At 61.5% G+C, this 25,916-nt stretch carries 23 protein-coding genes and 1 riboswitch; of the genes, 11 read left to right on the forward strand and 12 right to left on the reverse strand.

Annotation, left to right across the window (positions count from 1 at the left end; genetic code table 11):
• Positions 1-45 precede the first annotated feature (45 nt).
• The gene (gene zapE / locus DSC91_RS06465) at positions 46-1,146 is read right to left on the reverse strand and encodes a cell division protein ZapE (RefSeq protein WP_115777361.1); all 1,101 of its coding nucleotides are present in this window, start codon (positions 1,144-1,146) and stop codon (positions 46-48) included.
• Between the two features lie 626 nt (positions 1,147-1,772).
• Between zapE and DSC91_RS06475 the strand changes: the two genes are divergently transcribed.
• Entirely contained in the window at positions 1,773-2,282 is a 510-nt protein-coding gene (locus DSC91_RS06475) for a response regulator (protein WP_115777363.1), read from the forward strand.
• 62 nt (positions 2,283-2,344) lie between these two features.
• Here DSC91_RS06475 and DSC91_RS06480 read toward each other — a convergent pair whose 3' ends face one another.
• Both DSC91_RS06480 and DSC91_RS06485 read right to left on the reverse strand, forming a co-directional pair.
• Complete coding sequence (locus tag DSC91_RS06480) at positions 2,345-3,364, reverse strand: class I fructose-bisphosphate aldolase (protein ID WP_115777364.1); 1,020 nt, start codon at positions 3,362-3,364, stop codon at positions 2,345-2,347.
• Between the two features lie 103 nt (positions 3,365-3,467).
• The gene (locus DSC91_RS06485) at positions 3,468-3,788 is read right to left on the reverse strand and encodes a thioredoxin family protein (RefSeq protein WP_115777365.1); all 321 of its coding nucleotides are present in this window, start codon (positions 3,786-3,788) and stop codon (positions 3,468-3,470) included.
• A gap of 249 nt (positions 3,789-4,037) precedes the next feature.
• Here DSC91_RS06485 and DSC91_RS06490 point away from each other — a divergent pair, with 249 nt between their 5' ends.
• From DSC91_RS06490 to DSC91_RS06505, 4 genes are all read left to right on the forward strand, one after another.
• A complete protein-coding gene (locus DSC91_RS06490; protein WP_115777366.1) occupies positions 4,038-4,367 on the forward strand; it encodes a DUF2628 domain-containing protein in 330 nt (109 codons plus the stop codon).
• 129 nt (positions 4,368-4,496) lie between these two features.
• Positions 4,497-5,819, forward strand: coding sequence for a sugar efflux transporter (locus DSC91_RS06495; RefSeq protein WP_115777367.1), 1,323 nt, complete (start codon positions 4,497-4,499; stop codon positions 5,817-5,819).
• 395 nt (positions 5,820-6,214) lie between these two features.
• Positions 6,215-7,270, forward strand: a complete 1,056-nt coding sequence (gene gnd / locus DSC91_RS06500; RefSeq protein ID WP_115777368.1) for a phosphogluconate dehydrogenase (NAD(+)-dependent, decarboxylating) — start codon at positions 6,215-6,217, stop codon at positions 7,268-7,270.
• A gap of 15 nt (positions 7,271-7,285) precedes the next feature.
• On the forward strand, positions 7,286-7,990 hold the full coding sequence (locus DSC91_RS06505; RefSeq protein ID WP_115777369.1) for an HAD family hydrolase: 705 nt from the start codon (positions 7,286-7,288) through the stop codon (positions 7,988-7,990).
• Between the two features lie 84 nt (positions 7,991-8,074).
• Here the strand turns inward: DSC91_RS06505 and DSC91_RS06510 are convergent, their stop codons facing one another.
• Positions 8,075-8,344, reverse strand: a complete 270-nt coding sequence (locus DSC91_RS06510) for a BON domain-containing protein (RefSeq protein WP_115777370.1) — start codon at positions 8,342-8,344, stop codon at positions 8,075-8,077.
• Between the two features lie 307 nt (positions 8,345-8,651).
• Between DSC91_RS06510 and DSC91_RS06515 the strand changes: the two genes are divergently transcribed.
• From DSC91_RS06515 to DSC91_RS06530, 4 genes are read left to right on the forward strand one after another with little or no spacing between them, the layout of a single operon-like run.
• Positions 8,652-10,790, forward strand: a complete 2,139-nt coding sequence (locus DSC91_RS06515; protein WP_115777371.1) for a type VI secretion system Vgr family protein — start codon at positions 8,652-8,654, stop codon at positions 10,788-10,790.
• A gap of 41 nt (positions 10,791-10,831) precedes the next feature.
• Positions 10,832-11,275: a DUF1795 domain-containing protein gene (locus tag DSC91_RS06520; RefSeq protein WP_115777372.1), complete on the forward strand. Its 444-nt coding sequence runs from the start codon at positions 10,832-10,834 to the stop codon at positions 11,273-11,275.
• The gene (locus DSC91_RS06525) at positions 11,268-15,674 is read left to right on the forward strand and encodes a DUF6531 domain-containing protein (protein ID WP_115777373.1); all 4,407 of its coding nucleotides are present in this window, start codon (positions 11,268-11,270) and stop codon (positions 15,672-15,674) included. Before DSC91_RS06520 ends, DSC91_RS06525 begins: the two co-directional genes overlap by 8 nt.
• 22 nt (positions 15,675-15,696) lie before the next feature.
• Positions 15,697-16,227, forward strand: coding sequence for a DUF4303 domain-containing protein (locus DSC91_RS06530; RefSeq protein ID WP_115777374.1), 531 nt, complete (start codon positions 15,697-15,699; stop codon positions 16,225-16,227).
• 135 nt (positions 16,228-16,362) lie between these two features.
• Here DSC91_RS06530 and DSC91_RS06535 read toward each other — a convergent pair whose 3' ends face one another.
• Positions 16,363-17,574, reverse strand: a complete 1,212-nt coding sequence (locus DSC91_RS06535) for a D-amino acid dehydrogenase (RefSeq protein ID WP_115777375.1) — start codon at positions 17,572-17,574, stop codon at positions 16,363-16,365.
• Between the two features lie 172 nt (positions 17,575-17,746).
• A riboswitch (glycine riboswitch) is annotated at positions 17,747-17,840 on the reverse strand.
• Positions 17,841-18,054: 214 nt separating this feature from the next.
• Here DSC91_RS06535 and DSC91_RS06540 point away from each other — a divergent pair.
• A complete protein-coding gene (locus tag DSC91_RS06540; protein ID WP_115777376.1) occupies positions 18,055-18,687 on the forward strand; it encodes a LysE family translocator in 633 nt (210 codons plus the stop codon).
• Positions 18,688-18,796: 109 nt separating this feature from the next.
• Here DSC91_RS06540 and DSC91_RS06545 read toward each other — a convergent pair whose 3' ends face one another.
• Positions 18,797-19,324 (reverse strand): GNAT family N-acetyltransferase, encoded by a 528-nt coding sequence (locus tag DSC91_RS06545; RefSeq protein ID WP_115777377.1) that lies wholly within the window; start codon positions 19,322-19,324, stop codon positions 18,797-18,799.
• A gap of 12 nt (positions 19,325-19,336) precedes the next feature.
• A complete protein-coding gene (locus DSC91_RS06550; RefSeq protein ID WP_115777378.1) occupies positions 19,337-19,909 on the reverse strand; it encodes a helix-turn-helix domain-containing protein in 573 nt (190 codons plus the stop codon).
• Positions 19,910-20,209: 300 nt separating this feature from the next.
• Between DSC91_RS06550 and DSC91_RS06555 the strand changes: the two genes are divergently transcribed.
• Positions 20,210-20,914 (forward strand): YceH family protein, encoded by a 705-nt coding sequence (locus DSC91_RS06555; RefSeq protein WP_115777379.1) that lies wholly within the window; start codon positions 20,210-20,212, stop codon positions 20,912-20,914.
• A gap of 54 nt (positions 20,915-20,968) precedes the next feature.
• Here the strand turns inward: DSC91_RS06555 and DSC91_RS06560 are convergent, their stop codons facing one another.
• The 5 genes from DSC91_RS06560 to DSC91_RS06580 form a co-directional block, all read right to left on the reverse strand.
• On the reverse strand, positions 20,969-21,916 hold the full coding sequence (locus DSC91_RS06560; RefSeq protein WP_244218023.1) for a MipA/OmpV family protein: 948 nt from the start codon (positions 21,914-21,916) through the stop codon (positions 20,969-20,971).
• On the reverse strand, positions 21,913-22,800 hold the full coding sequence (locus DSC91_RS06565; protein ID WP_115777380.1) for an alpha/beta hydrolase: 888 nt from the start codon (positions 22,798-22,800) through the stop codon (positions 21,913-21,915). Before DSC91_RS06565 ends, DSC91_RS06560 begins: the two co-directional genes overlap by 4 nt.
• Before the next feature lie 3 nt (positions 22,801-22,803).
• Positions 22,804-23,574, reverse strand: coding sequence for a DUF4118 domain-containing protein (locus DSC91_RS06570; RefSeq protein ID WP_115777381.1), 771 nt, complete (start codon positions 23,572-23,574; stop codon positions 22,804-22,806).
• A gap of 557 nt (positions 23,575-24,131) precedes the next feature.
• Positions 24,132-24,650 carry an SLATT domain-containing protein gene (locus DSC91_RS06575; RefSeq protein WP_115779724.1) on the reverse strand — a complete coding sequence of 173 codons (519 nt, stop codon included), beginning with the start codon at positions 24,648-24,650 and terminating at the stop codon, positions 24,132-24,134.
• Between the two features lie 132 nt (positions 24,651-24,782).
• Positions 24,783-25,841 (reverse strand): LLM class flavin-dependent oxidoreductase, encoded by a 1,059-nt coding sequence (locus tag DSC91_RS06580; protein WP_115777382.1) that lies wholly within the window; start codon positions 25,839-25,841, stop codon positions 24,783-24,785.
• Positions 25,842-25,916 lie beyond the last annotated feature (75 nt).

The raw sequence follows: 25,916 nt of genomic DNA on the forward strand, positions 1-25,916 counted from the left end.
TGCTATACGTCGTTTTAGGCAGCTATATACCGCTTTACGCCGCCATTACGGCTCGGCGATCGTCTGCGCTTCTGCAAAGCCAGTCTCGCCGGCCGTGTTGTCGAGCGTGCTGCGATAGCCGCGCGATCGCATTTCGGCAAGCCGGCTGAGCGTTCTCGACAGATCGTGCGCGCCTTCGAGTCCGCTGAGCGCCGCCTCGATCGGTCGATCGGACGCGATGAACAACGCGTGTTTGCGGTCGTAGAAGATATCGACCAGCCATATGAGCCGCTGCAACGTATGGGCTCGAGTGAGCCACTCGGTGTGCAGCTCGTCGAGAATCAGACCATGCCATTGTTCCGCGAGGTCGAGATAGTCGAGATGCGAACGGCTCGCCACACACAGGCTCTCAAAGTTTGCCCATAGCAATGCGGCGCCTGCCGCGCGCACGGCGAGCGGACGGCCTGCCGCGCTGACCGTGGCCGGTTCCAACGTTTCGCTGCCTTCATAGCGCACGAAAATTTGCAGCAGCGCGTCGTCGGTGGCCACGTCGAGCGGGGCGAAGAAATGCGGCAGCGACGCCTGTTCGCCGTCGAAACGATAATCGCGCGCGCCGTCGAAGTGAATCACGTTGAAGCACCGTTTGATCTGCTCGATCGTCGGCAGGAAACGCTCGTGAAACTCCGGGTCGCAGAGCAGGCCGTCCGGCGCATAGTTCGAGGTCAGCACGATGCGCGTGCCCAGGCCGAGCGCGGTATCGAGAAACCGCCCCATCAGGAATGCGTCGGCGATATCGTGCACGTGAAATTCATCGAAGCACAGCAGCGCCACGCCATCGAGCCATTGTCGCGAGACCGATCCGAGCCGGTCGTCGCCGCGTGGCTCACTCACCAGACGCCGGTTCATTTCGCGCAGGAATTCGTGGAAGTGCAGGCGCCGCTTCCGGCAGCTGGCCAACTCGAACACCGTATCGACCACCAGGCTTTTGCCGCGTCCAGGCAGCCCGTGACAATAGACGCCCTGATGCGCGAGCAGGGTGCCGGACTTCGCGCGTCGCCGATTGGAGCCGAGCAACGTGACGAGCGCCGCGATTGCCTCGCGCTGGTTCGCATCGGGCGCGATGTCGCGCGCAGCGAGGGCGTTGACGACCTGGGCTTCATCCAGCATGGGCAGCAGTCTCCGGCGGTGGTGAGAAAGTTCTGCGTGAGTTGTTGCGCGGTGACAGATGCTTTCGCGTTGCGGCGCGCAAGCATCACGTATGAAGGCGGAATGTTACAGCAGTCTCGCTGCGAGGCCGGGGCTGCGCGGCGCCACGGAAAAGCCATTCGCTTCGCTGGCATGGCCGGTTCGCTGCGACGATATCAGTTCAGGTGTCCGGGATAACCCGCAAGCGGGTTTCTCGATGCGATGCCGTTTTCCGACAAAATTTCGCGTTTTTCTTCAACTGACGTTTGCGTGTTTTCCCCAACTCGCCACGATTATATTCGCCCGTATACAACGGGTCGATGATGCCGAGGTCGCTACGAAGTTATGCGCAATGCACGCGGCAAGGGCCGCATGCACGGCGGAAGTGCGTTTCATCCATATTTCAACGCAATATTCCGCGCTTGCGCACGATGTGTCGGGAGGCGTCAAGACAGCATAAATCAGGAAGCGGCAGTTCGCTCAGTGCGCTATGGTGGTGAGGTAGCGCGTGTGTGTGGCGGAGGAGCCGGTGCGGCGTCGCGAAAACCGAAGCAACTACCCGGCGAGCGATAAGCGCTTGCCGCGCGGTAGGAGCGAATCTTGCACGCATGTTCCTCGATGCCCAAAAGCAGCACCATAAAGAAGCCAGGGAGACCAGGGTGACGTTCGAAGACAGAGTGGACGAGAGCGATGACGTCGTGGTTTGGCGGACTATTCAGTATGCGATGGCATCAAACCGCCGCGTGCTCGTGGTCGACGATTACCGGGAAGCGGCCGAAGCGTTGCAGATGCTGCTGAACGCCGACGGCTTCGAATGCCGCGCGCTGGACGATCCGTTCGCCGTCTGCGGCATGGCCTGTGAGTGGCGGCCGTTCGCGGTTCTTCTCGACATCAAGATGCCGGGCCTCGATGGCCTCGAGCTGGCTCGCCGTCTGCGGGCCAACCCGTTGACGTCGGACATGCTGCTGGTGGCCTGTACCGCATTTGCTTCGCGCGAAGACCGGGCGCGCGCCAAGGCCGCCGGCTTCGACGCGCATTGCGCCAAACCGCTGACTCCGGAGCGGCTTTTGCGCGTGCTCGAGTCGGCCACCGCGTTGCATACCGCGGGGCCACAGTAAGCAAGAACCCTAGGCACAAAGCGCATTGTTCGCGACGCTTGCATGCAGCGCTCGCCGCGAGGCTAGCTCTTTTCCTGCGACGCCTCGTACCTGCCGAGCGCCGCCGCGCCGTTCAGCCGGGCGCGCTTGAGTAATGCCTGCTGGGCTTCCTTGACGTTGCTTGCCTGCCCCTTCCACGCTTGCAGCGGCGGTTCCTGTAACGCGCGGCCATACGAGAAGCTCAGGTTCCACGGCCGCGGTCCGAGGCGATTCATGGCGTCGAGATTGGCCGTTGCCTCTTCCGGCGTTTGCCCGCCGGACAGAAACACGATCCCTGGCACCGCCGACGGCACCGTGCGCTTAAGTATCCGCACGGTGTGCGCCGCGATGTCCGAGGCCGACGATTGCTGCGCATGTTCAGCGCCAGCCAGCACCATGCTCGGCTTGAGCAGAATGTGTTCGAGCACCACGCGATGCCGGTGCAGTGCATGAAAGACTTCGTGCAACACGGCCTCGGTCACGTCTGCGCTGCGTGCGATGGTGTGATCGCCGTCCATCAACACCTCCGGCTCGACGATCGGCACGATGCCCGCTTCCTGCGAGATCGCCGCGTAGCGCGCGAGGGAATCGGCATTCGCCTCGATGGCGAGGCGGCTCGGCAAGCTCGCCGTGATGTTGTAGACCGCGCGCCATTTCGCGAAGCGCGCGCCTTGCCGCTTGTAATCGACGAAACGCCTGGCGAGGCCGTCGAGACCTTCGGTGATTTCATCACCCGGCGCGAGTGCAAGCGCAATCTTGCCGAGGTCCACCTTGATGCCTGGCACGATGCCGTTTTTCGCGGCCAGTTGCGGAAAAGGCGTACCGTCGTCCGCTTTCTGGCCGAGGGTTTCTTCATAGAGGATCACGCCGCTCACGAATTCGCCGAGACCCGGCGTGGTGAGCAGCAGGTTGCGATAGGCGCGCCGGTTTTCCTCGCTGGATTCGAGGCCGATCGTCTTGAAGCGTTTGGCGATGGTCGGGCCGCTTTCGTCGGCGGCGAGAAGACCTTTGCCGGGTTGGACCATTGCATTGACGGTGGCTTGCAGCTCGCTACGGGTGTCCATGAGGTGTGCTCCCATTAATCCGGTTTGCGGATGAGGCCTTGCAGCAAACGTACGTCGACAACGGTTGCCGGCGTCTGACTATTTTCGTTCGACAGCGCCGGCTTCAAACCGATGCAAAGGCTTCTGAAATCTCCGTGGCGCTGGTGGGACGCACAAGGCGTGCGACTTCGGCGCCGTCGCGCATGAAGATCAGCGTGGGCCAGAGTTTCACCTTGAAGGACCGGCCCAGCGGACGGCCTGGCCCGTCTTCGATTTTCAGATGCCTGATGCCGGCATGCGGTTCGAACGCTTTCGCGATCGATGCTTGTGCACCCTGGCAATAGCCGCACCAGTCCGTGCCGAATTCTATGACCGTGACGCCAGGGAAGGCGTCGACGTCGGCTCGTGCGGGCGCTTTGGGGGAATAGGCTGGTTGGGTTGCCATGAATGGATGCTCCGATGCTTTCTTGACTGTGCCGGCAGGATCTTCCGCTGTTGCGGCGTTTGCGGCGTTTCGCTGCGTGTCGATTTTTGTAAGAGTAGCAGCTATGGTCGCGGTCGTCAGGGAGGCCGCCAGAGCCAATGCATCCTGACTCGCGCGGTTCTGAATCTCACACAAACTCATATTCTTGCCAGCGTGACGTGTTAAACGTCATGATTCGCTCTCGAGGCGCCACCGCGCTCAGGAAAGGACATGGCAGAAAAGATCTACCTTCGGCACCCCGGCAAGGACGAAACCGTCGCCGTCGGCACTGGCTTCAGTTGGGGCGCATTGCTGCTGGGCTTCGTCTGGGCCATGTCGAAGCGAATGTGGTTTGCCACTTTCGTCATGCTGGCGGTCAACACGTTGCTGTTTTTCTCGGGCTTGTGGGGTGAAACGATCGGCACGATTGGACTGGTGCTGTCGGTGCTGTTTGGCGTCGCCTGCGGTGCTTATGGCAACCAGTGGCACAGATGGACGCTCGAACAGCGCGGCTATGTTGTCGTGCAGCCGCCAGTTCATCCGCAACGACGCGCGACATAAATTTGGGACGCGGGGGCGCAGGTTTACGCGCCCGCAAGCTAAGCCGATAATGCCCCGGTTGTTCCGGCCACGAAGTCCGCACCGCACATTGCGCGTCGCAGGCTCGCTTTCCCTGACCCACCGCCACTCGTGTTGAAAACCGCCCGTTTTTTCGACCTGCTGCGCATCCCTGGCTTCAAGCCGCTGGCCGCCGCCACGCTCATGCTCGGTGTGGCGATGTCGTTCACCGCTCCGTATCTCTCGCTGTTCGGCGTAGAGCGCGCCGGCATGACACCGCTCAGGCTCGGCATCTTCATGACGCTGATCGCCGCCAGTGGGGTGCTCGCCAGCACCTTCGCGGGCCGCTGGAGCGATGCGAGCGGACGGCATCGGCCGTTGCTGCTGGCGGCGCTGGTGGCCGCCGCGCTCGGCTATCTCTGTCTATGCGTAGTGCGTGACTACCGGCTGTTGCTGGCGGTCGGCATTGTCTTCATCGGCGCGGGCGGCTCGGCCATCTCCATGGTGTTTTCGTTCAGCCGTGCGGCGCTGCCGGTGCAGGATCCCGCGGAACGTGCGTTTGCCAGCGCCACCTTGCGGACCATTCTCTCGGCGGCATGGGTGTTCGGTCCGTCGGTGGGCGCACTGGTGCTGGCCGGCGCCGGCTTCTACGGGCTCTTCCTGTTCGCGGCGGCAAGTTTCGCGGCCTGCGCCACTATCGTCTGGCGCATGCGGGAGCCGCAAGGCCATCTGGGCGATCACACGGTGGAAGACACGGCCTCGGAACCGTCGGCCTCGATCACCGTGCCGCCGCTGACCGCACCCGGCGAAGAGGCGCACGAGCACTTGCCTGACGTCGCCTCGCAGAACGACATCCGTCGTGCGGTGGCCGCGCTCACCTTGCTCGGTCTCGCCGCGAACGCCACCATGATCGTGCTGCCGCTCTACATCGTGCACGGCCTGAACGGCACGCATCTGGACGTGTCGGTCATGCTCGGTCTCGGCGCCCTGACGGAGATTCCGATGATGCTCGCGCTCGGCGCCAAGTCGTCGACGTTGCACAAGCCGAACTGGCTGGCCGCCTGCGCGGCGGTTCACGCGCTGTATTTCATCGCGATGTCGCTGGCGGGGACCGTCCACGTGCTGATCCCGATGCAGATCCTCAACGCATTCGTGGTCGCGGTGACCTCGTGCCTCGGCATGGTCTACGTGCAGGATCTGATGCCGCAGGCGCCGGGCCGCGCGACGGCGCTATTCTTCAACGCAGCGCGAGTCGGCTCGATTCTCTCCGGGGTGTTGTCGGGTTTGCTGGTCGAGGCATTCAGCTATCGCGGCACGTTCCTGTTCTGCGGATTGCTGGCGCTTTGCGCGCTGGTGCTGTTTGCCGTGCCGGGCTATCGTTATCCGATCATGTGGCGCGCGGTGCGGCGTTTTGCGCTCGCGCAGTACGACAAGGTCCAGGCACGGCGGCAATAGGGCGCGCAGTTCGCACGCGGCGGCGTGTTCGCCGCGCCGCTCACCGATTCAATGCCCAAAAGCGGCTGCCAAAGCGTCCCACTTTATCCTGTGCCAGAAATGTAAGAAGGCGGTTAGCTAAATCGAAGCAGGCAGATCAGCTACGGCTTGCGTCGACGCACGTCCGGAACTCCAGGCTATGCAAAACCTCTGCAAAGAGGCGTATCGTCGTTCGATGCGGACGGGATGCCCGATTCACTGCATGGACGATGCGAGGCGGCTACCGTCTTTCTGTCGGATCACGCGAAACGCAACTACAGTTAGGAGAGCCACCCGCCGCATGAGAAGCGCACCGCATGGCCGCAGTACATCGCGCCAGATCGCGCAGCGCAACGAGACACTTTCCGGAGCGAGATATGCAACTGGGGCAACTGGGGCAACTGGGCATGATTGGATTGGGACGCATGGGCGCGGACATGGTGCGGCGCCTGACGAAGGGCGGTCTGCAATGCATCGCGTACGACGTGCAACCGGCCGCGGTGGACAAGCTGAAACAGGACGGCGTCGCGGGTGCGGCATCGCTGGAGGATCTGGTCGCGCAACTGCAAAAACCGCGCGCAGTGTGGCTGATGGTGCCCGCAGCGGTGGTCGACAAGACACTCGAGAACCTCGTGCCCCTGCTCGAACCCGGCGACATCGTGATCGACGGCGGCAACTCCTATTATCACGACGACATTCGCCGCGGCGCCGATCTTGCCCAACGTGGGCTTCATTATGTGGACGTGGGCACGAGCGGCGGTGTCGCGGGACGCGAGCGCGGCTACTGTCTGATGATCGGCGGCGAGACAGAGGTCGTGAAACGGCTCGAACCGATTTTCTCGACGCTAGCGCCGGGTGCGGGCGCGGCGCCGGCCACGCCGGGCCGCGCAGCCGGCGTCAGCACGGCCGATCAGGGCTTCCTGCATTGCGGCCCGCAGGGCGCGGGACACTTCGTGAAGATGGTTCACAACGGTATCGAATACGGCATGATGGCCGCGTATGCCGAAGGCCTGAACATTCTGCGTCACGCCGACGCCGGCAAACACGCGCGCGAGGCCGATGCCGAAACGTCGCCACTGCGCCGCCCCGAGCTTTACCAATACGAACTCAATCTCGCCGAGGTCACCGAGGTATGGCGGCGTGGCAGTGTGATCGGTTCGTGGCTGCTGGATCTGATCGCAGGATCGCTTTGCAGCGACGCCGATCTGCAAAACTACGCCGGGCGCGTATCGGATTCCGGCGAAGGGCGCTGGACGGTGGCGGCGGCGATCGACGAAGGCGTGCCGACGCCGGTGCTGAGCGCGGCGCTATTCGCGCGTTTCAGCTCTCGCGGCGACGCGGATTTTGCGAACCGTGTGTTGTCGGCCATGCGGCACGACTTCGGCGGTCACGTCGAGAAAGCGGCCACGCCGGCCGATGGACACACACGCTAATTCAGGGGAGCCGCAATGCAAGCCTCCAATACCACGCCTCACGACGTTGTCTTTCTATTCGATTGCGACAACACGTTGCTGGACAACGATCATGTGCTGGCGGACTTGCGTGCGCACATGGTGCGGGCGTTCGGCGAGCAGAACAGCGCGCGTTACTGGGAAATTTTTGAAGCCTTGCGCGCGGAGCTTGGCTACGCCGATTACCTTGGCGCGTTGCAGCGCTATCGGCAGGAGCACCCTCGGGACACGCGCCTGTTGTTGATGGCGTCGTTCCTGATCGAGTATCCGTTTGCAAACCGCTTGTACCCGGGAGCACTGGATGCGATCAAACATGTGTCGCAGCGCGGGCCAGCGGTGATTCTGTCCGACGGCGACGTGGTATTCCAGCCGCGCAAGATCGCCCGCTCGGGTTTGTGGGACGAGGTCGAGGGACGGGTTCTGATCTACATCCATAAGGAGCAGATGCTCGATCAGGTGATGGCGTGCTATCCGGCCCGGCACTATGTGATGGTGGATGACAAATTGCGGATTTTGACCGCCATGAAGAAAGCCTGGGGGGAGGCGCTGACGACGGTTTTTCCGCGCCAGGGGCACTACGCTTTCGATCCAAAAGAAATCTCGAGCAATCCGCCCGCGGATGTGACGATTGAGAGGATTGGGGAGCTGGCCGATCTCGACGTCAATCTGCTTCTGAGCGGCGGGACGGCAGGGGGCGCTTAGCTTTTCTGCTTTTTGCGGCGCCTGTGCGGCTTCGCCGGGCGGGACCGATTGCCGGAGGCTGTCGCAGCCCGGTTCCGGGCGAGGCTAGCTTGCTTTGATCGTGGTGCGGTCGGAGACGCCGGTTACGCCGAACAGACGGGTGACATCTTCGAGTGCCGCAATTCTTTGCTGCTCACGGCAAAGTTCACCTGACAGCGTGATGCGGCCGTGCAAGACCTTTATTTTTATCGCGTCTTTAGGCACGGCGGCATCCCACGTCAGCCGCATTCTGGCTTCCGCCGCGACCTGTCCATCACTCAGGCGCGTGTTGCCGGTATGGCCCGCGCTGTGCGCGGCCTGGCGGGATTTACGCATATGAGCTCCATCGAGGCGCCGGGATCAGGGAACACTAACAGATGCGGATGATTTTGCCTTTGATTGCGCATGGGAATATCGTCTTTTGATACCGCCCCTAAAATCGCCGCAAGTATTCAATCAATAGCGCGTTCAATGTGAATGGATTATGAAAATGTTAAAAATTTCGACAGCGCGTTCGTTAATTCACAAGACCTTGATATAGTGACCGCCTTCGTGCGATGTCAGATTAACTCCTGAAAAAGAAACCTCCGGTGTATCGCTTTTATCGGCGATAAGACTCCCCAATAACCTGGCGGGGTAAATCATGAGTTTTGCATCAACTGGAAGCGTTAGCGGTAAAGGTGCCGGTGGCAGTCCCATCGGATCGTTGGGTGCGGGCGGCGCGCTCGGCGACATCGGCTCGATTGCCGGTCTCGCCGGCCAGGTGGGTTCGCTCACCGGCGCGCCCGGTGCGGGCCTGATGGGCGGTGCCGCACGCGCTGTGCAGCTTGCGCAGACGGGCATGTCGTTGCTCGGGCGGACACCGGCCTCGATTGCGGATTCGATCAACGGTATGTCCGGTGCACGGCCGCAACTGACCCAGGACAACCGCTTTATCAAAATCGAAACACCGCTCGGCGCCGGCGTGCTGCTTGTCAGCGCGCTGGTTGCGGATGAATTCGTCAGCCAGCTTCCGGAAATTCATCTCGATCTGCTATCCCACCGGAATAATATCGAAATTGAGAAGATCGTCGGCCAGCGCGTGAAGCTCACACTCGACCCGCAAGGCGCGAATGCGAATATTCCGGCTGCGATCGTAGCGTCTCCCGCAGGCAATCAGCGCTATTTTCATGGATATGCGGCATCGTTCAGCCGTGTGGGTAATTCCGGCACTGTCACCCGTTACGAAATGACGGTGGTGCCGTGGTTCTGGTTTCTCACCCGTTCGACGGACTGCCGGATTTTCCAGAACGAGACCGTCCAGGACATTCTGACTTCGATCTTCAAGGAACTGGGATTTTCGGATTTCGAGTTCAACATCCAGAGCGAGCGCCCGCAGCTCGAGTACGTGGTGATGTACCAGGAGTCGTACTACAACTTCTGCGCGCGTTTGATGGAACAGGAAGGCCTGTTCTGGACCTTTCGCTATGAAAAAGACAAGCACGTGCTCGTGATCGGCGACACGAATTCCGTGTTTGCGCCGATCGACAATCTGAAGGCGATCCCTTACTACGCGGACAGCGCGGCCAGCGAGTTGAACGGTATCGATCGCTGGGACGAAGCATTCAGTTTCCGCGTGGGGAAAGTCACTTTTCGTGACTTCAATTACAACGCGCCGTCGTCGCCGCTGATGCACGTCGAAGTGCCAAGCGCTACGTTGAAGAATCCGAACATCGGCAGCACGGAGCGATACGAGTATCACTCGCTCTACGACCACGGCAACGACGGCGAGCGCTACGCCCGCTACGCGATGGAGGCCGAAGAGGCGCAGGCGCGTCGGTTCACGGGGAGTGGCTATGCCTCTCGCATGACCGCCGTTGGCCGCTTCACGCTGGTGAACCACCCGGTGGCGACGTACAACAAGGATTTCGTGATCCTGCACGTGCGGCACCAGGCGGTGAACGACTACACGCGGCACGACGCCGACATGCCTTACCGCAACACCTTTACTTGCCTGCCTTTCGAGGTGCCGTTCCGCCCTGAGCGGCGCACGCCCAAGCCTTACATGCACGGCACCCAGGCGGCGATCGTGGTCGGTCCGAAGGGCGAGGAAATCTACACGGACGGCAGCCGCGTGAAGCTTCACTTCATGTGGGACCGGCGCGGCAAGCTGGACGGCTCCGATTCGATGTGGGTACGCGTGTCGCAGCCGTGGGCCGGGAAAGGTTGGGGCGGCTCCGCGATCCCCCGCATCGGCCAGGAAGTGATCGTGGCATTCAACGAGGGCGACCCCGACAACCCCGTCATCGTCGGGCGCGTGTTCAACGGCGAGTCAGGCAACCCCTACCACGGCAGCAGTGGCCAGACGATGGGCCTCAAGAGCCAGACGCACAAGGGAGAGGGTTCGAACGAACTGCGCTTCTCGGACGTGAACGGTGCGCAGGAGTTCTTCATGCACGCGCAGAAGGACATGAATACTGTGGTGGAAAACGCCCAGAGCACTCAGGTGCTGAAGGGCGACCGCTCGATCGCGGTGGCCAGGGGCGACCACCTTACGACTGTGTCGGTCGGCAATCTGCAGGACGCCGTTACGCAGGGCAATACGACCCAGCAGACTCCCGCCGGCGTGCACACGATCGAGGCAAAGGAGTTGTGGATCAAGGTGGGTGGGGACGGCGGGACGTCGATCCATATGACGGCGGACGCGATTGAAATATACAAGGGTTCGTCCGTGATCCACATCGACGACGGGCAGATCAAGGTTCAGGCCGGCAACACACACATCAATCCCGACAACGGCTGATTCCCGATTCATACAAACGTCCGTTTCACTGGAAGAACAACATGTATCAGATACACGAAGGCTCACTGTCGTTGCCGGCCGACTGGCATGACAAGACCATGAACGTGTTTGTGTCGGCGGCCACGGGAACGGAAGGCGTGAGCTTTGTCGTGACCCGGGAGAGTCTGCCGTGGGGGATGAAATTTCACGAGTACACAGCCAACGAAATTCAGAAACTCTCGAAACAGGTCGCGGGTTACGAGCTAGTTGCCGGCGCGGAGTCCGAGGTGTCAGGCCGCGCTGCCTACACGCACGAATTCAGATGGCTCAATAACGGTAAGCCGATCCAGCAACTGCTTACGATGGTCGAGTATGGCAAGCGGGTCCTCATGCTGACGTTTACTGCTCCGGGCGCGATAAGCGAAACGCAGAAAACTCAGGTACACGCGATGATCCAGAGTTTCTCGCTTAACGAGCCGAACCGAACACCGCAGGACCATGGCTGACCAGGACAACGACATGCCCGTTAGCAGCGGCGAGCCAACTGGTAGCGCCAGCGAACGACTGACTCATCTGCAGACACTGGAGGATGGCGAAGCCGTCAAGCAGCGGCAAGTGGAATGGGTCGACGGGGCGAACTATGGGATGCTCGGCGCCGATGTTGGTTACGGCGCGTACGCTGCAGGTTCGGCAGCCATTGGAGCCGGCGCGACCGGGGCGGCGGCGGCTGGTGCCGCTGCGCTTGCTGCGGTTCCCGCGGTCGTTGCTCTGGCGGGGTCATGGGCGTTGGGCAAGCTGGGCGTCACTGGAGCGATCGCCGAGGGTGTGACGAAAGTTGGTGATGCGCTCGGCCTGACCATCGGTCGCGGTGATCCTCACCCGGCGTGCGTCGGCGACGATATTGCACACTCGTCCGGTTTCCTCGGAATGATGGCTGGGCTCGCGGTGGGCATCGCCATTGGAGCAATGGTCGCCGCGACGGTGGCGACCGGGGGACTTGCAGGGGCACTTATCGTTGGCGTCTGCATGGCCGGTGGGCTGAGCCTGGGCAGCGCACTCGCGTCGGCGAGTCAGAGTATGGGTAGCAACTGCGGGAAGATCACGCGCGGATCAGGAAACGTCACGTTTGAGGGAAAAGCCGCCGCCCGCGTCACCGATGTTACGTCATGCTCCAAACATTCGAATTCTCCTGAGCCGCTGGTCGAAGGCAGCAAGACCATCACGATCAACAGCCTGCCGCTGGTGCGTATCGGCCATTCGACTCATTGCAGTGCCAAGGTCAATTCGGGTCGTAAAAGCGTTTGGGTTGACCGAACGACGGGACAATACGGACCGAAGAATCCCGAGCTTACCGCCGGTGAAGAGTTCTTCGCGGGTTTGCTTGGCGGTCTGCTTGGCGCAAAGCTAGGTGGCATGCTCGGAGATGCACTTCCGAAACGGGAGCCAACCCGATCTGCTGAGGTGTCGGGAAAAAAAGACGAAGTCTCCACGTGCAAGGAAGACCCGGTCGATGTAGCGACCGGCGAGGTGGTCGACGTCCGCACCGACATTTCAATTCCGGGTGTGTTGCCCTTGCAGTTCACGCGGCGTTACCGCACGCGTTCGGAAGACAAAGGGCTTCTGGGCCCCAAGTGGTCAAACAATTGGTCGCAGCGCCTGTCGTTCGACGACGGACACCTCGTGCGATTCCATGACGCGGTTGGACAGACGATCACCTTCGTTGCGCCGGAAGTCGGTCTCGACGGCATCAACCTGCGCGAGCCTCGCTATCGCCTGATCGGCAAGCGGGACGAGCCGCGGATTTTCGACTACGAGACACGACAGGTATTGGTATTTGCGCCGCTTGCCGAAGCTCAAACTTCGAGGCTCGAGCGGATCGAGGACCTGAACGGCAATGCTTGCACCTTTGCATACGACGCGGACGGCCGTCTCGACGGACTGGTGCATACGGACGGTTACAGGCTCGATATTCTGTATCGCGGTGCGAAGCGCGAGGTCGACCAGATTGTTCTTTACGACGGTTCGGGCAAGCCGCGAACGCTCGTCGAATACGGATATGACGGGGAGATGCTGGCACGCGTCGCGAGCTTCCGGCACGGTCATTTCAATTACACGTACGACCGCAATGGATGGATGACGGCTTGGTGCGACACCGATCAGACCGACGTCCGCTACCTGTACGACGAGGTTGGCCGTGTTGTCGAAACGGGTACGAGGCAGGGGTATCACACCGGGCAATTCGTCTACGAGGACGGTCGCACGCGCGTCATCGACGGTGACGGCGAGTGGGTCTACGACTACAACGCAGACGGTCTGGTCACTGTTGAGACAAATCCACTCGGCCACACCACCGTACGGGAGTGGGGATTCGGACGGCTGTTGGCGCAGGCGGATGCGCTCGGTCGACGCACCCAATTTCTCTACGACGATACGGGCAATCTCGTGTCTGTCGAGGAACCAGGCGGCCACACGACATGGTTTGAATATGACGACAGCCGACTGATGACCGCGGTCGTGCTACCTGATGGAGTACGCACGAAGTTTGAATACGACCATCTGCAGCGCTTGATAGCTCGCACGGGACCCGACGGGAGGAATAAGCGTTATCGATACGGAGAGCGCGGCGAACTCTTGCGCATCCTCGATGGCGGTGGGGAAATGCGTTTCGACTACGACGCGCGGCTACGGCTGATCACGGCTCGACTGCCGACCGGCGCGGAATTCCGTACAGTATTTGATGTCCTTGGGCGTCTCCTCGAAGAAGTCGATCCTGACGGCAACGTCACCCGGTATGACCATTCGGCGGGTGCTGAGAATCCACGTGGCGCGGTCGCAAAGATTGTCCAGCCGGAGGGCGCCGTTGTCCGTGCGCGGTACAACACCGAAGGTCTGCTCGTCGAGCAGAGCGATCAACTCGGTCGCGTTACCCGGCGCGAGTACGGACCGTTTGATCTTGTTACGGCGTCGATTGATGCTGCCGGCCACATTACCCGATTTGAGTACGACCATGCTACGAGGCTGACGAAGGTCGTTAATGCGCTGTACGAGACGTGGGAATATCGTTACGACGGCGCAGGTCGGCTCATCACTGAGATCGACTGGGGCGGCCGCACGACGCACTACGAACGGGATGCTGTCGGGCGTCTGCTTGTAAAGACGCTGCCGGACGGGGGTAAATGGCGCTATGGGTACGACCCGTCTGGTCGATTGGCAACGGTCGATGCCGGCGACGTAGAGTTGGCCTACACCTACGACGATGCGGGTCGGCTCGCTATGGCCGAAGTGCGAGGAGAGTCCGCCCACGTAACCCGCCTCAGCTATGACGAAAAGGGGCGTCTGATTGGAGAGGACCAGCACGGTGATCTCCTGAAGCACGCGTACGACGCCGAAGGTCGACGCAGTGCGCGAATAACGCCGCATCGGCAGACGCAGTATGAATACGACCAGTTCGGCGGACTGACCAAGGTCGGTCCGATGTCGATCCTGCGCGACAGTCAGGGGCGCGAAACAGGCCGGCAGGCTGGTGAGTTCGTCATGCAGCGGCAATACGATGCGTTGGGCCGTGTGCGTCGGCAGGTCGCGGGGCCGCGATCGGCGTTCGACGAGATACAGTCGAACCCGGTTCAAGCATTGGAACAACTCACGCGTCAGCTGTATTCGTACGATGCGGCCGGACAGTTGGAGCGTGCAGATACTGACTCCGACAGCGTGACGTATCAACGTGACGTACGTGGACAGATAGCGTCCGTACATAGCCTCCGTCAGCCACCGGAGCATTACCGCTATGACGCGAACCTCAACATTGCAGCGCATGGCCGGCAGGGGCCAACCGACGTTCGCCGTTACCTGCCAGGAGGACTCCCGGAACGCGTCGGTTACGCACGCTATCGTTACGATGCGCGCGGGCGGACGATCGAAAAGACGGTTGAGCAGCCTGGCTTCAGGCCTAAGACCTGGCAATACACGTGGGATGGGTTGAACCGGCTGGTGAAGGTGCGTACACCGGAAAGAGGGGTTTGGACTTATCGGTACGACGCGTTTAATCGGCGGGTGGAGAAGCGCGCTGCCGGTACACTTGAAGCGGTGAGATTTCTGTGGGATGGGTCGAGGCTTGCCGAGCGGTGGCACGAAAAGAATGGCACCGTAGGAAGCGCGACGACATGGCATATCTCCCCGGGCGACTTTGTGCCGTTGGCGCAAGAGACGGATGCCGGTATATACCCAGTAATCTCCAACCCCATCGGGTTGCCAGGCGCTATTTTTGATGAACAAGGACATCTGGTCCGTAAAGTAGACCATACGCTGTGGGGACGATTGATCACTGAGTCGAACGAAAACGGTGGATTTGATTTGTCGCTGCGCTTTCCGGGCCAGTGGGCAGACGAGGAAGATGATCTCCACTACAACCTCAACCGCTATTATGATCCTTCAACGGGACACTACCTGAGCGTTGATCCAATCGGTCTGAATGGCGGTTGGCGTACCCATGCATACGTTCACGATCCGATACAGTTTTGTGATCCAAACGGGTTAGCCGAATGTTGGGGCACCTATTTCAAGAAGTTGTCCGGAACAAATCCTCCTGAAGGGATGGAAAATCCTCATGCGCATCACATTATCTTCAAGGGCGAATTTGCTAACAATCCAAGAATGCAGGCGCAATTGGCGAGGAGTCGGGCGATCGCGGAGAAGTATGGGATTGACCCTGTATATGATCAAGGGGCGCTCATGTGGGCACCGAATGCCGGCCACTCCGTTGCAAACGCAAAGGCAGTGGCAGATGGTCTACAGAGGGCAGATGCAACGATCAGTCGACAGGATTTGTCGCCTCCAGACGCGACTGCCGCAATGACGGCAGAGTTACAAAAAATTGGCCAGGCCATTTTCGGAAATAGCAATCAATAGTAGCGATTGGACGGAGAAAACCATGGATACCTTTTCCGATTTTCAGCGAGACATTGCTCACGCAGCAAGAGCAAGTTTTGAGGATCTTCGATCTGCCCGACCGGGTGAGCATTTTTACGCGTACGCGCTATACACCGACAGCAGTGCCATGACCGTCGTGCCGGCCGCCAACTCGATCGAAGCGCTGCTGCAGATCAGGAAGGAAATGGAGGTTCCTGATGACGAAGAAGCGCCGGAGTTCAAATGGAGTGTGTCCGAATGGAAATATGAAGCGTGGAAGGCTTCCAACTTAAACGGAATTTCCGCAAGACTTAGATCTGAACTTGAACACGCGGATTTCCCTTCTTTCGTCGAGAGGGTGCACGGCGACATGGTGGCGGCACTACAGTTGCTCGACAACGAGGGCCTTTTTGGCACGGGACCGGACAGGGAACAGATTGTTCTGTTTGTGTCGATTAGCGACGATGATGATGCTGCCCGATTGGAAAACGAATCAGCGAAAGCTCTCAACTCGACGGTCGCGTATGAGGCGTTTTTAAGAAGGTATGACTAGCAACGCTCAAGGAGGCGGATTTCCAGGTGGGCCTTCAATTTCATCAGTTTTCCGCCCTCGGCCGCGCCTCAACGGCTAGCTTCAACGAGGAAGCCGCAGGCAAAAGCCACCCGTGCCTGCGGCCAAAAAAAGCACCTATTGAATAGAATTCGCCAAAACCTGCGCCGTGGCCGCCGACAACGTCCACCCCAAATGCCCGTGCCCGGTGTTATAGAAAACGCCGCGCCGTTTCCCGCGCCCGACCTTCGGCAACATACTCGGCAGCATGGGCCGCAACCCCGCCCACGGAATCACCTTCGAAGTCGACACCTCGGGAAAATACCGTCGAGTCCAGTCGACCAAAGGCGCAATCCGATCCGAGCGGATATCGCGATTGAACCCATTGATCTCCGCAGTCCCCGCCACGCGGAACCGATCCGCGCCAAGCCGGCTCGTCACGATCTTGGCGCTGTCGTCGAGCAGACTTACCCACGGCGCGTTCTGCTGACTCGCTTCATCATCCAGGCACACGGTGATCGAATAACCCTTAACCGGATAGACGTTCACGTGATCGCCAAGCATTGCCGCGAACTCGCGGCTCTTCACACCGGCGCACACCACGATCCGCTCGAAGGCAAACCGTTGCGACTCGCCTTCCAGATTGACCATCAACGAAAATCGCCCCTCGGCCGGCTGCTCGATCGACGTAATGTCCGCATCGTAGTGAAATTCCACGCCATGCCGCACGCAGGCCTGCGCCAACCCTCGGGTGAACTTGTGAATATCGCCGGTGGAATCCGAAGGCGTAAAAAAACCGCCGAAAAAATTGCCGTGCAACGTGGGCTCGATCGCATGCAACTCGCTCGACGTCACCGGATTCCGCTCCAGCCCACCTTCGCGCAGCAATTCATTCACCTTGCCGGCCGCATCGAATTCCTTGCGCGTCTTGTAGATATGCAAAATGCCGCGCCGCTCCAGATCGAAGTCGATCCCTTCGCGCTCGGCGATCGAAAACAGATGCTCGCGCGCCGCGATCGCGAGCCGCACCGTTTCGACGGTGTTCGCGCGGTAGTGCGGAATCTGCCGCAAAAATTCGCCCATCCACGAATACTTGTGCCACGTGGGCATTGGATTGAGCAGCAGCGGGGCGTCGCGCGTGAACATCCAGCGCAAGCCCTTCAGCACTGTGGCCGCGCTGTTCCAGACTTCGGCATTGCTGGCGGACAACTGGCCGCCGTTGGCGAACGAGGTCTCCATCGCCGCATAGCGATGACGTTCGAACACGGTGACGTGGTGGCCGCATTGCGCCAGGGCGTGAGCAGTCGTGACGCCGGTAATGCCGGCGCCGATAATGGCGATTCGTGACATGACATGGTCCAGAGTAGTTGAGCATCACCGGTGTCGATTTCGTGTCGAAACCGGCGTCGATGCCCCATCTGTCCATGTACCTGAGAGTTTCTTCCCGTGAGCGTACGCGCGATGCAAGCGGTATGCAGGGAATCCCCTTCGGTGGGCGCGCACGGCGCCGCTCTCCAGATGTTCCGGCTGCGCGGTCCTTTTGCCTGAGAGTTTCCGGGGCGGTTGCTCCGTCGGCGTCGTCACAATCTTCTGACGATCTCTCCCGCGCTGCGTTGCAGAACGGCATGACAATACCGGGCAAAAATCCTCACCGCAAGTGTTTCCTGTCATGCAGCGCGCAATCAGCCGGACGAAAAGGGGCGTAGTCAGATGCGATAAACGCCTTTCAACCACTCATCCGGATGTTTCGTATGGGATTGGCGGACTGGATCGACGGCATCGGCTATATTTGACCGCATTGCCCGATTTCAATTCACACTGGAGAACGCCGTGCCCGCTGCCACAACGCTGCTCGCCTTTGCCCTGGTCTCGCTTGGCATGGTGCTCACACCCGGCCCGAACATGATCTATCTGATCTCGCGATCGCTCTGCCAGGGGCGGCGCGCGGGGCTCGTGTCGCTCGGCGGAGTCGCGCTCGGCTACGTGTTCTACATGTTTTGCGCGGCGTTTGGCATCACCGCGCTGCTGTTGACGGTGCCCTATGCGTACGACGCGTTGCGTTTTGGCGGCGCGCTTTACCTGCTGTATCTGGCGTGGCAGGCGGTCAAGCCGGGCGGCCGCTCGCCGTTTCAGGTGCGCGACCTGCCGCACGACAGCCGTCGCAAGCTCTTCACCATGGGCCTCGTCACGAACCTCGCGAATCCGAAGATCGCCGTGATGTATCTGTCGCTGCTGCCGCAATTCATTTCACCGGCGCACGGCAGCGTGCTCACGCAGTCGATCGCGCTGGGCTGCGTGCAGATCGTCATCGCCGTCACGATCAACGCGCTGATTGCGAGCATGGCGGGTTCGATCGCCGGGTTTCTCGCCGGGCGGCCGGTGTGGCTGCTGGTGCAACGGTGGCTGATGGGCACCGTGCTCGCCGGCCTGGCGGTGCGGATCGCGTTCGATTCGCGCCGTTAAACCGCACGCTGAAGACTTGCTTGTGTTTGCGTCGCGGCCGCCATCACGGCGCATCGGTCAGGATCGGCCACTGCGCGCGCACTTCACAGGCGGCCCGACGACGTCACGCTTACAGCGTCTTGTACATGATGGTGGTTGAATCAAGCCGCTCCTCCAGCGTGTCGCGGCAAAACTGCGGGATCACGCCGGCCGTCTGATAACCCAGCGCGGCATAGAGTGGCTCCGCCTTGTCGCCCGTGCGCGTATCGAGCGTCAGCAGGCTGCGCTGCAACTGGTGCGCACAGCGCTCCAGTTCCACCATCAGCGCTTTGGCAATACCCTGACGGCGGAACCCGGGGTGGACCAGCAGCTTGCGCACCTCGGCGCGATGGCGCTGATTCGGCATCGTGTCGTGATCGAGTTGCACGGTGCCGGCGATCGACTCGCCATGCCGGGCGACGAACAGCACCAACGCGCCCGCGCGCAGCGACGGCAGCACCTTTCGGCTCCAGAACGCCTCACCCTCTTCGACGCTATACGGCAGTACAAATCCGACGCTTGCGCCGTCATGGACGCAGGCATGCAGCAGCGCGCCGAGTTCGGGCAGATGGCGAACGAGGTCGTCGGCGGAAAAGGTCGTGATGGCAGTCGCGTTCATGGTGGCTCGAACTCAGACGATGAAGAGGATGTAGCGCGCCGCGCTGTGCGCGGGCGTGACGAAAGTGCTGGGACCGAACAACTGATAGCGCAGGCAGTCGCCGGGTTGCAGGTCGTGGCTTCGGCCGTCGACGGTGATCTGCAACTGCCCTTCGAGCAGGATCAGGTGATGTTCGAGGCCGGCTCTCGGCGACGCTTCATACGTGATGCGCGCGCCGGCGTCGAGCTCGCACTCCAGCGCCTCGCCGCTCAGCGCCTGGGCCGGCGGCGACACCGAACGGCGCCGGAAGCCGACGCTTGCATCGGTCCAGACCGTCTGCGCGTCGCGCGGCACCAGCGGCGCAAAGTCTTCCTCGACCATGTGCATGAGGCGCGACATCGGCAAGCCGTAGGCGACGCAGAGCTTGCCCAGCACGCTCGCCGTGGGGCTGACGGCGGCGTTCTCGAGGCGCGACAAGGTGGCGCGGCTGACATTGCTCAGCTTGGCAAGCTCGTCGAGCGACCAGTTGCGCTCGGCGCGCAGCCCGCGCAGACGCTGGGCAATACGGCGGTCGATGGCGTTGTCGTCTGAGAATGTGTTTTCCATATTAGGGAAATTATCTCTAATATGGGAATTCGTCAACGAAACAAAATACGCTGGCGCGAAAGCGTGCTTATCGCCGGACGCGCGAGCGGATGGGCGGGTGAATGGTCCAGGGAAGCACGTCTTGCGGCAACGCGGGTCGTGCCACAGAGCACCGCACGTGCGAGGTCATCGCCGAGATTCGTGCACCACGAGCGGCCGGGCCGTTTATCATAGTGCCCACAAACTAAAACCCGCGCCCGGCTGTGCAACGGTAAGGCACACCCTCCACGAGACCCGGCGGCGCATGCCGCGACATCCGCTATGAACTCCACGCCCGACGCTGTTTCCCGTCCTTCCATTCGCGCTTTGACCTTGCTTGAGGGGCGCGTGCTCGGCGTGCTCGTCGAAAAGCAGCACACCGTACCGGACAGTTATCCGCTTTCGCTGAACGCGCTGACCTTGGGTTGCAATCAGAAAACCGGCCGGGCGCCGGTGATGAACGCGACGGAGGCCGAGGTGCTGACTGCCGTCGACGGATTGAAGCGGCTGAGCCTGGTGATGGAAGGCAGCAGCAGCCGCGTGCCGCGCTTCGAGCACAACATGAATCGGGTGTTGGGGTTGCCGAGCCAGTCGGCTGCGTTACTGACCACGCTGCTGCTGCGCGGTCCGCAGACCGCGGCCGAGTTGCGCTTGAACAGCGCGCGCCTGCACGGATTTGCCGACATCTCGTCGGTCGAGGCGTTTCTCGACGAACTGGCTGCCAACGATCCGCCGCGAGTGGTGAAGCTGGCCCGCACGCCGGGCGAGCGCGAAAATCGCTGGATGCATCTGCTATGCGGCGAAGTCAGCGCAAGCGATCTTGCCCAGCCGGGGGGAGAAGATGAAGTCGTGCCGCTGTCCGCGTTCGAGGCGGTCAAGGCTGAACAGAAGCGGCTTGCCAATGAGGTGAGCCGGCTTCAGATCGTGGTGCGGCGCATGGCTGCGGAGTTGGGGATCGAAGTCGAAGAGCTGGGCGCGGGGGAGTGAACCGCGATTGGCTACTGGTTTCTCGCGTGCCGCGAGCGCACGAGAAACCAGCAACTAGAACTTGTAGTTCACTGAAGCGAGCGTATTGAGCTCGAATCTTTTTTCGGTAATCGGGCTATTCGCCGCGTCGTGCTCCAGTCGTCCGAACGTGGCGGAAACCGATCCATTCCAGTGCTTTGAAAAGTCGTAAGTCACCATGGCGTTCATATGGACGTCCCGCACCCCCGCGCTGGTGTTGTACGTGGGCAATCCTGACGCCGCGCTCTGCTGACGGGACACGCCGAAGAACGTCCGCGTATAGGTGCCATTCGCCCAGGTGAAGCCCGGGCCCACCGAGAACAACCAGCCGCCAACCGGCGCGGACGCCACGAAATCCGTGCTGACCGTCGTTCCCTGGTGATTCCCGGCGATATCCTGGTACAACGCTACCGACCCGGTGAATGCCCACCACGTGTAGTCGGCGAAAAGCTTCAGCTTGGGCCCGCCATTCACATTGCCAAGTCCATGCAGGCGCGGATCGTCGGATTCCTTGCGGCTCTGGAAATCGAAACTGAGAGCCGCGCCCACGTGATAGGCGGGACCGCGCAGCACATTGACGCCGAGCACGTCGGGACCCTGTGAGAAGATCCGGTCGTCGTATGAGATGTCCAGCGCGGGGAACGGGAATACGGTCAGCTGACGGGACCCCGGGTACTTGGGCGTAATCACCACGCCAGGACCCACGCCGATTTTCCATTTGCTGTCGGTGGCTGCGGCGGTGGAGGTGGCAGTGCCCGCGCCGGCGGCAGTGTCGGTGCCTGTTGCAGCGCCCGTGCCGGCGTCGCTCGTCGCGCTCGCACCCGCGCTTGCGTCGTCCGCGTACGCAGCGCGCGCACTGCCAAGGCCCAACGCAGCGGCGAGCAGCAGCGACAGGCGCGCGGATCTGCCGAACCTGCGTGGCGTACGAGTACGCAGCGACGCGTGCACGGTGCTGCCGAATCTCAGCGTGGTGGGCGCCGTCATGCGCGCTCCTTGCCGAGCGCCGCGAGTTGCCTGAGGCGTCGCGCCAAAGCCTTCGAGACGACCTGCTGCTTGCCGCTGTCGTCGCCGCCATGGACGACTTCGCTCTCGCGCAGAAACAGGGTGGTTTCGCGCGCAACGATTTCGCGCTCGTTGTCCGACGTAATCATGTGATACGAATCATCCAGCCAGATTGTGCGTAAGAAAGCAGCGCCGATATTCGTGGCGACAAAGCGGGCATTGCGAGGGCTCGACGTCTCGTCGTCGATGGCATGGACGATCAGGCAATCGGTCTTGATGTCGCGTACCTGCGCGCGCACGCTCGCGGCGAGGCGGCTCGCCTGATGCAATGCCGGCAATGAGATCGTCGACGGCCCGACTTCGCTGAAGTCGCTACGCTGCATCGCGCGGGCAATCTTCGCTCTGAGCGCCTCGTTGCGCAGGCCGAACGGCGCTTCCTCGCGGTAGCGCCAGCGTTTGCGCATCGGCGTGAAGTACGCCCAGTTGAGCAGGAAACGATACCAGGGGATTGCCCAGCCGTCGTATGAGAGCGTCAGCGACAACAACACGAGCGACTGCGCCTCCGGACGGCGATGCGCCAGCGCCAGCGCGAGGGCCGCACCGATCGACAACCCGCAGATCGAGACGCGGGTAAAGCGCGCGGCCAGCGCGTCGTACTCGCGCACGGCGGCTTCGAGCCACGCCTCCATTGCCCGTTCTTCCGAGCCTGCGCTGTAGCCCGGCAGGACCGGCGCGCAGGTGGTGAAGCCCTCGGTGTTCAGATAGCGGGCGAGAAACCGTAGTTCGAGCGGCGAGCTCGACAGGCCGTGCAGCATCAGCACGGCATGATCGTCGCCGGGTAAGAAGAGACTCGTTGGTTGGTTCATGGATCAGGTTCCGATCCGCAGCACGAGAAATTCGCCGGCGTGCGTGGTGAACCGTTCGCACACGCACTCGGTCAGCCGCGACGCGCCGTCGCCGATTTTCAGGCGCACGCGATGGCTGCCGGGCCACAGTGCCTTGCTGAGCCGCTGGATGTCTTCGGGATCGACATCGGCAAAACGCGGTCCCGGCGCAATTTCGTTGGGCAGACGCGGCAGCACGCCGTGCGGCTTGACGTCGTCCACCGGTTGCAGCGCGTTGCGCTCGAGTGCCTGAATGAAAATAAAGGTCTTGTGATGATGCGACAGATGGCGCAGCAGCCGGTGCGTTTCGTCGACGGCGCGGCGTGCCAGCATGCGTTCGTTGTCGTGACGCAGCAGCATCTCATAGCGCGACTGTGCAACGGATGCGATCAGTTCCGCACGAAACTGCGAGCGGCGCAGGCGTTCCATCAGAATGATGACGATCAGGGTCACCAATGGATACGAGACCAGCAGGATCAGATCGGCGCGATCGAATACGGCAATGGTTGCGTAGGGCGGGACGAACAGATAGTCGGCGATACCGAGGCCGAGCAGCATGACCGTGAGCGCCGGAGCCAGCCCGCAAAAATACTCGACCAGCGCTGCCGCGATACAGAACGCAGTGCCCGGCATGATCGGTCCCAGCATCGGATGGAGCAACATGCGCAATCCGCTGGCGATCGCCAATGCGGCGGCTGCGGCGAGCCAGACGCGTGTTCCCCGTGGTGCCCAACGGCGGGCGTTTTGTACTTCCATAATCTTTTTTTAAGGGAGCGATTGCGCTTCCCGATTGAGTGTGGCAATGCGCTTTAAAGCGCAGGTCGGACAATACCATAATCGGGCGGATGCAAATGCCCGAAAAGACGTCAACACCGGAAGACCGGACGGGAATATCGTGCTTCGAATGGGCGGCGGAAAAACCTGCCCATGAATAAGCGCATTTACACGAGCGTGCATTGTGCACACAGTGTCCTTAAGTGACGCTTAAGAGTGCTCCAGGCGCGGCGCATAAAGGCTTTCCGGTGCTTTCACAGGCATTGTGGCCGATCTTGGCAATTGAAACCGAATGGGCAAATGATGCGTCACGGGTTCCGCGCATATACATCAGCCGCTACGTTGTTTCAATTGAAGTTAATGCCTTTTACAAACGACACAGAACATTGACGACGCCCCACATTCCACGATAGCGGCAGCCAACTGGATCGAGCCATGCCGATCTTGTCGCGCGCCTTGAACTGGCCGAAGAACGCGCGCGGCCGATGAGGTTGCCGGTGTCCGCCACACCGTAGCTTTCAGGCGAGCGACATGGCCGCTCAGGCATCGCGGCTTCTTCGCGGCTCGGCGGACAAGGTTCGCTGGGTGCGATAGAAGATGCGCGGCGGCACATTCGGTGAATCCTCGGCGAGCCGGTCGAGTTCGTCGCGGATCGCGGTGAGATAGTGGCCGTTGCGGGCATCGGCGTCGCCTGCGAAGATCGCTTCCAGCCTGCGCCGCACCGCGCCATAGCGCGCACCCGCCGCGCGATGCTTTTCCGCACGCTCCGCGTATCGGAGGAACGTCTGCAGCGCGGCGGAGACGGCGGCCGCCACGCTCACGAAGCCCACGAAGATCCTGAGCGCCGGAGAGACGGCGGTCGAACTCAGCGATGCGAACACGGCGGTCCCCACGAACGCGGTCAATGCGGTGACCAGCCAGCCGACGCTGCGGTCTCGCGCCGACAGCAGGTCGGCCATGTCGTAATGGCTCATCTGGGATTCACGCGCGCGCCGGATCCACTTCAGCAGCAACTGGTCTTCGTCGACGGGGGGCTCATATGCGGTCGGGTTTTTCATGTCGCTCATCAGGTCTGTCCAGTATCGCAAACGTGGCGCATGCGTCTGACGATACTGTGCCACATGAGTGCGACGCGCTGAAAGCGGCGGAAAGCCCCTTAAAGCTCCTTAAAGCCCCTGAAATCGCCCGGACTAGCCAAGCAGGCGACGCACCCGCGGAATGACTTCTTCGGCAAAAACGCGCATGTCGGTCTCGAACGGCTGGAATTGCAGCATGAACAACTCGATCCCGGCCCGATGAAAGCCGGCGATCCGCCGCGCGACCGTGTCGTAGCTGCCGACCAGTCCAGCCGCTGTGCCGCCGTTCGAACCCACCCGCGGCGTTTGCGCGAAGGTCTGGAACATCACCGCCTTCGGGTCGATGTTCGGTTTCTGCTGCTCACGTAGCGGGGCATCTTTTGCGGCCAGTGCGAACAGATGGGCGAGGTGCCGATCGGCGGCCTCGTCGGAATCGCGAGCGATGACGAAGGCCGACAAACCAAAACGCAACGGTTCGTGCGGCGCGGGGCGCTTGCGTCCCGAAACATCTGCGATCAACGCTTTGACGTCATCCAGTGGCTGGCCATTGATGAACCACACGTCGCCCTTGTCGGCGACCAGTTGCCGCGCCGGTTCCGACTCGCCGCCGACATAGATGCGCGGACGGTTGCGAAACGGATCCGCGGGGCGCAATAGATAGTCATCCAAATTAAAATGCTCGCCGCGAAAACGCGTACGTTCGCCGCGCAGCAGGGAATCCACCACCGTGATCCACTCGCGCCCGTACGCATAGCGCGCGTCGTGCTCCGCAAAGCCGATGCCCGCGCGCTCCAGTTCGGGACGATTCCACGCGTTGACCAGGTTGATCGCGAAGCGCCCGCCGCTGATGTGTTCGATCTGCTGCGCCATCTTTGCCAACACCACCGGGTGATACAGATACGGCTTGATGGCGGCGATGATCTCGATGCGTTCGGTCAACGCCGCGAGCGCGGCCGAGGCGGTCCACGCTTCGAGCTGATCGAAGTCGGGATTGTGCGGATTGATCGTATGTTGCGCGACCAGCACGGCGTCGTAGCCAAGCCGCTCGGCGTCGAGAACGAGGGCTTTGTTTCGCGCCCACGACGCGTCGTATGGTTCATCGGGGTCCTGCAGCGCGGCGCGGCTGCCATGAACCAGCGCCCAGACGCCGAAGCGGGGAGGGAGTGTCGACATAACGCGGAAATCTCCACGGTGAAAGCGTGCGCTTCAGCTCGCATCAAACCTCGAATGATGAGCGATGCCGCCGCC

Source organism: Paraburkholderia caffeinilytica, from assembly GCF_003368325.1.
Classification (GTDB): Bacteria; Pseudomonadota; Gammaproteobacteria; order Burkholderiales; family Burkholderiaceae; genus Paraburkholderia; species Paraburkholderia caffeinilytica.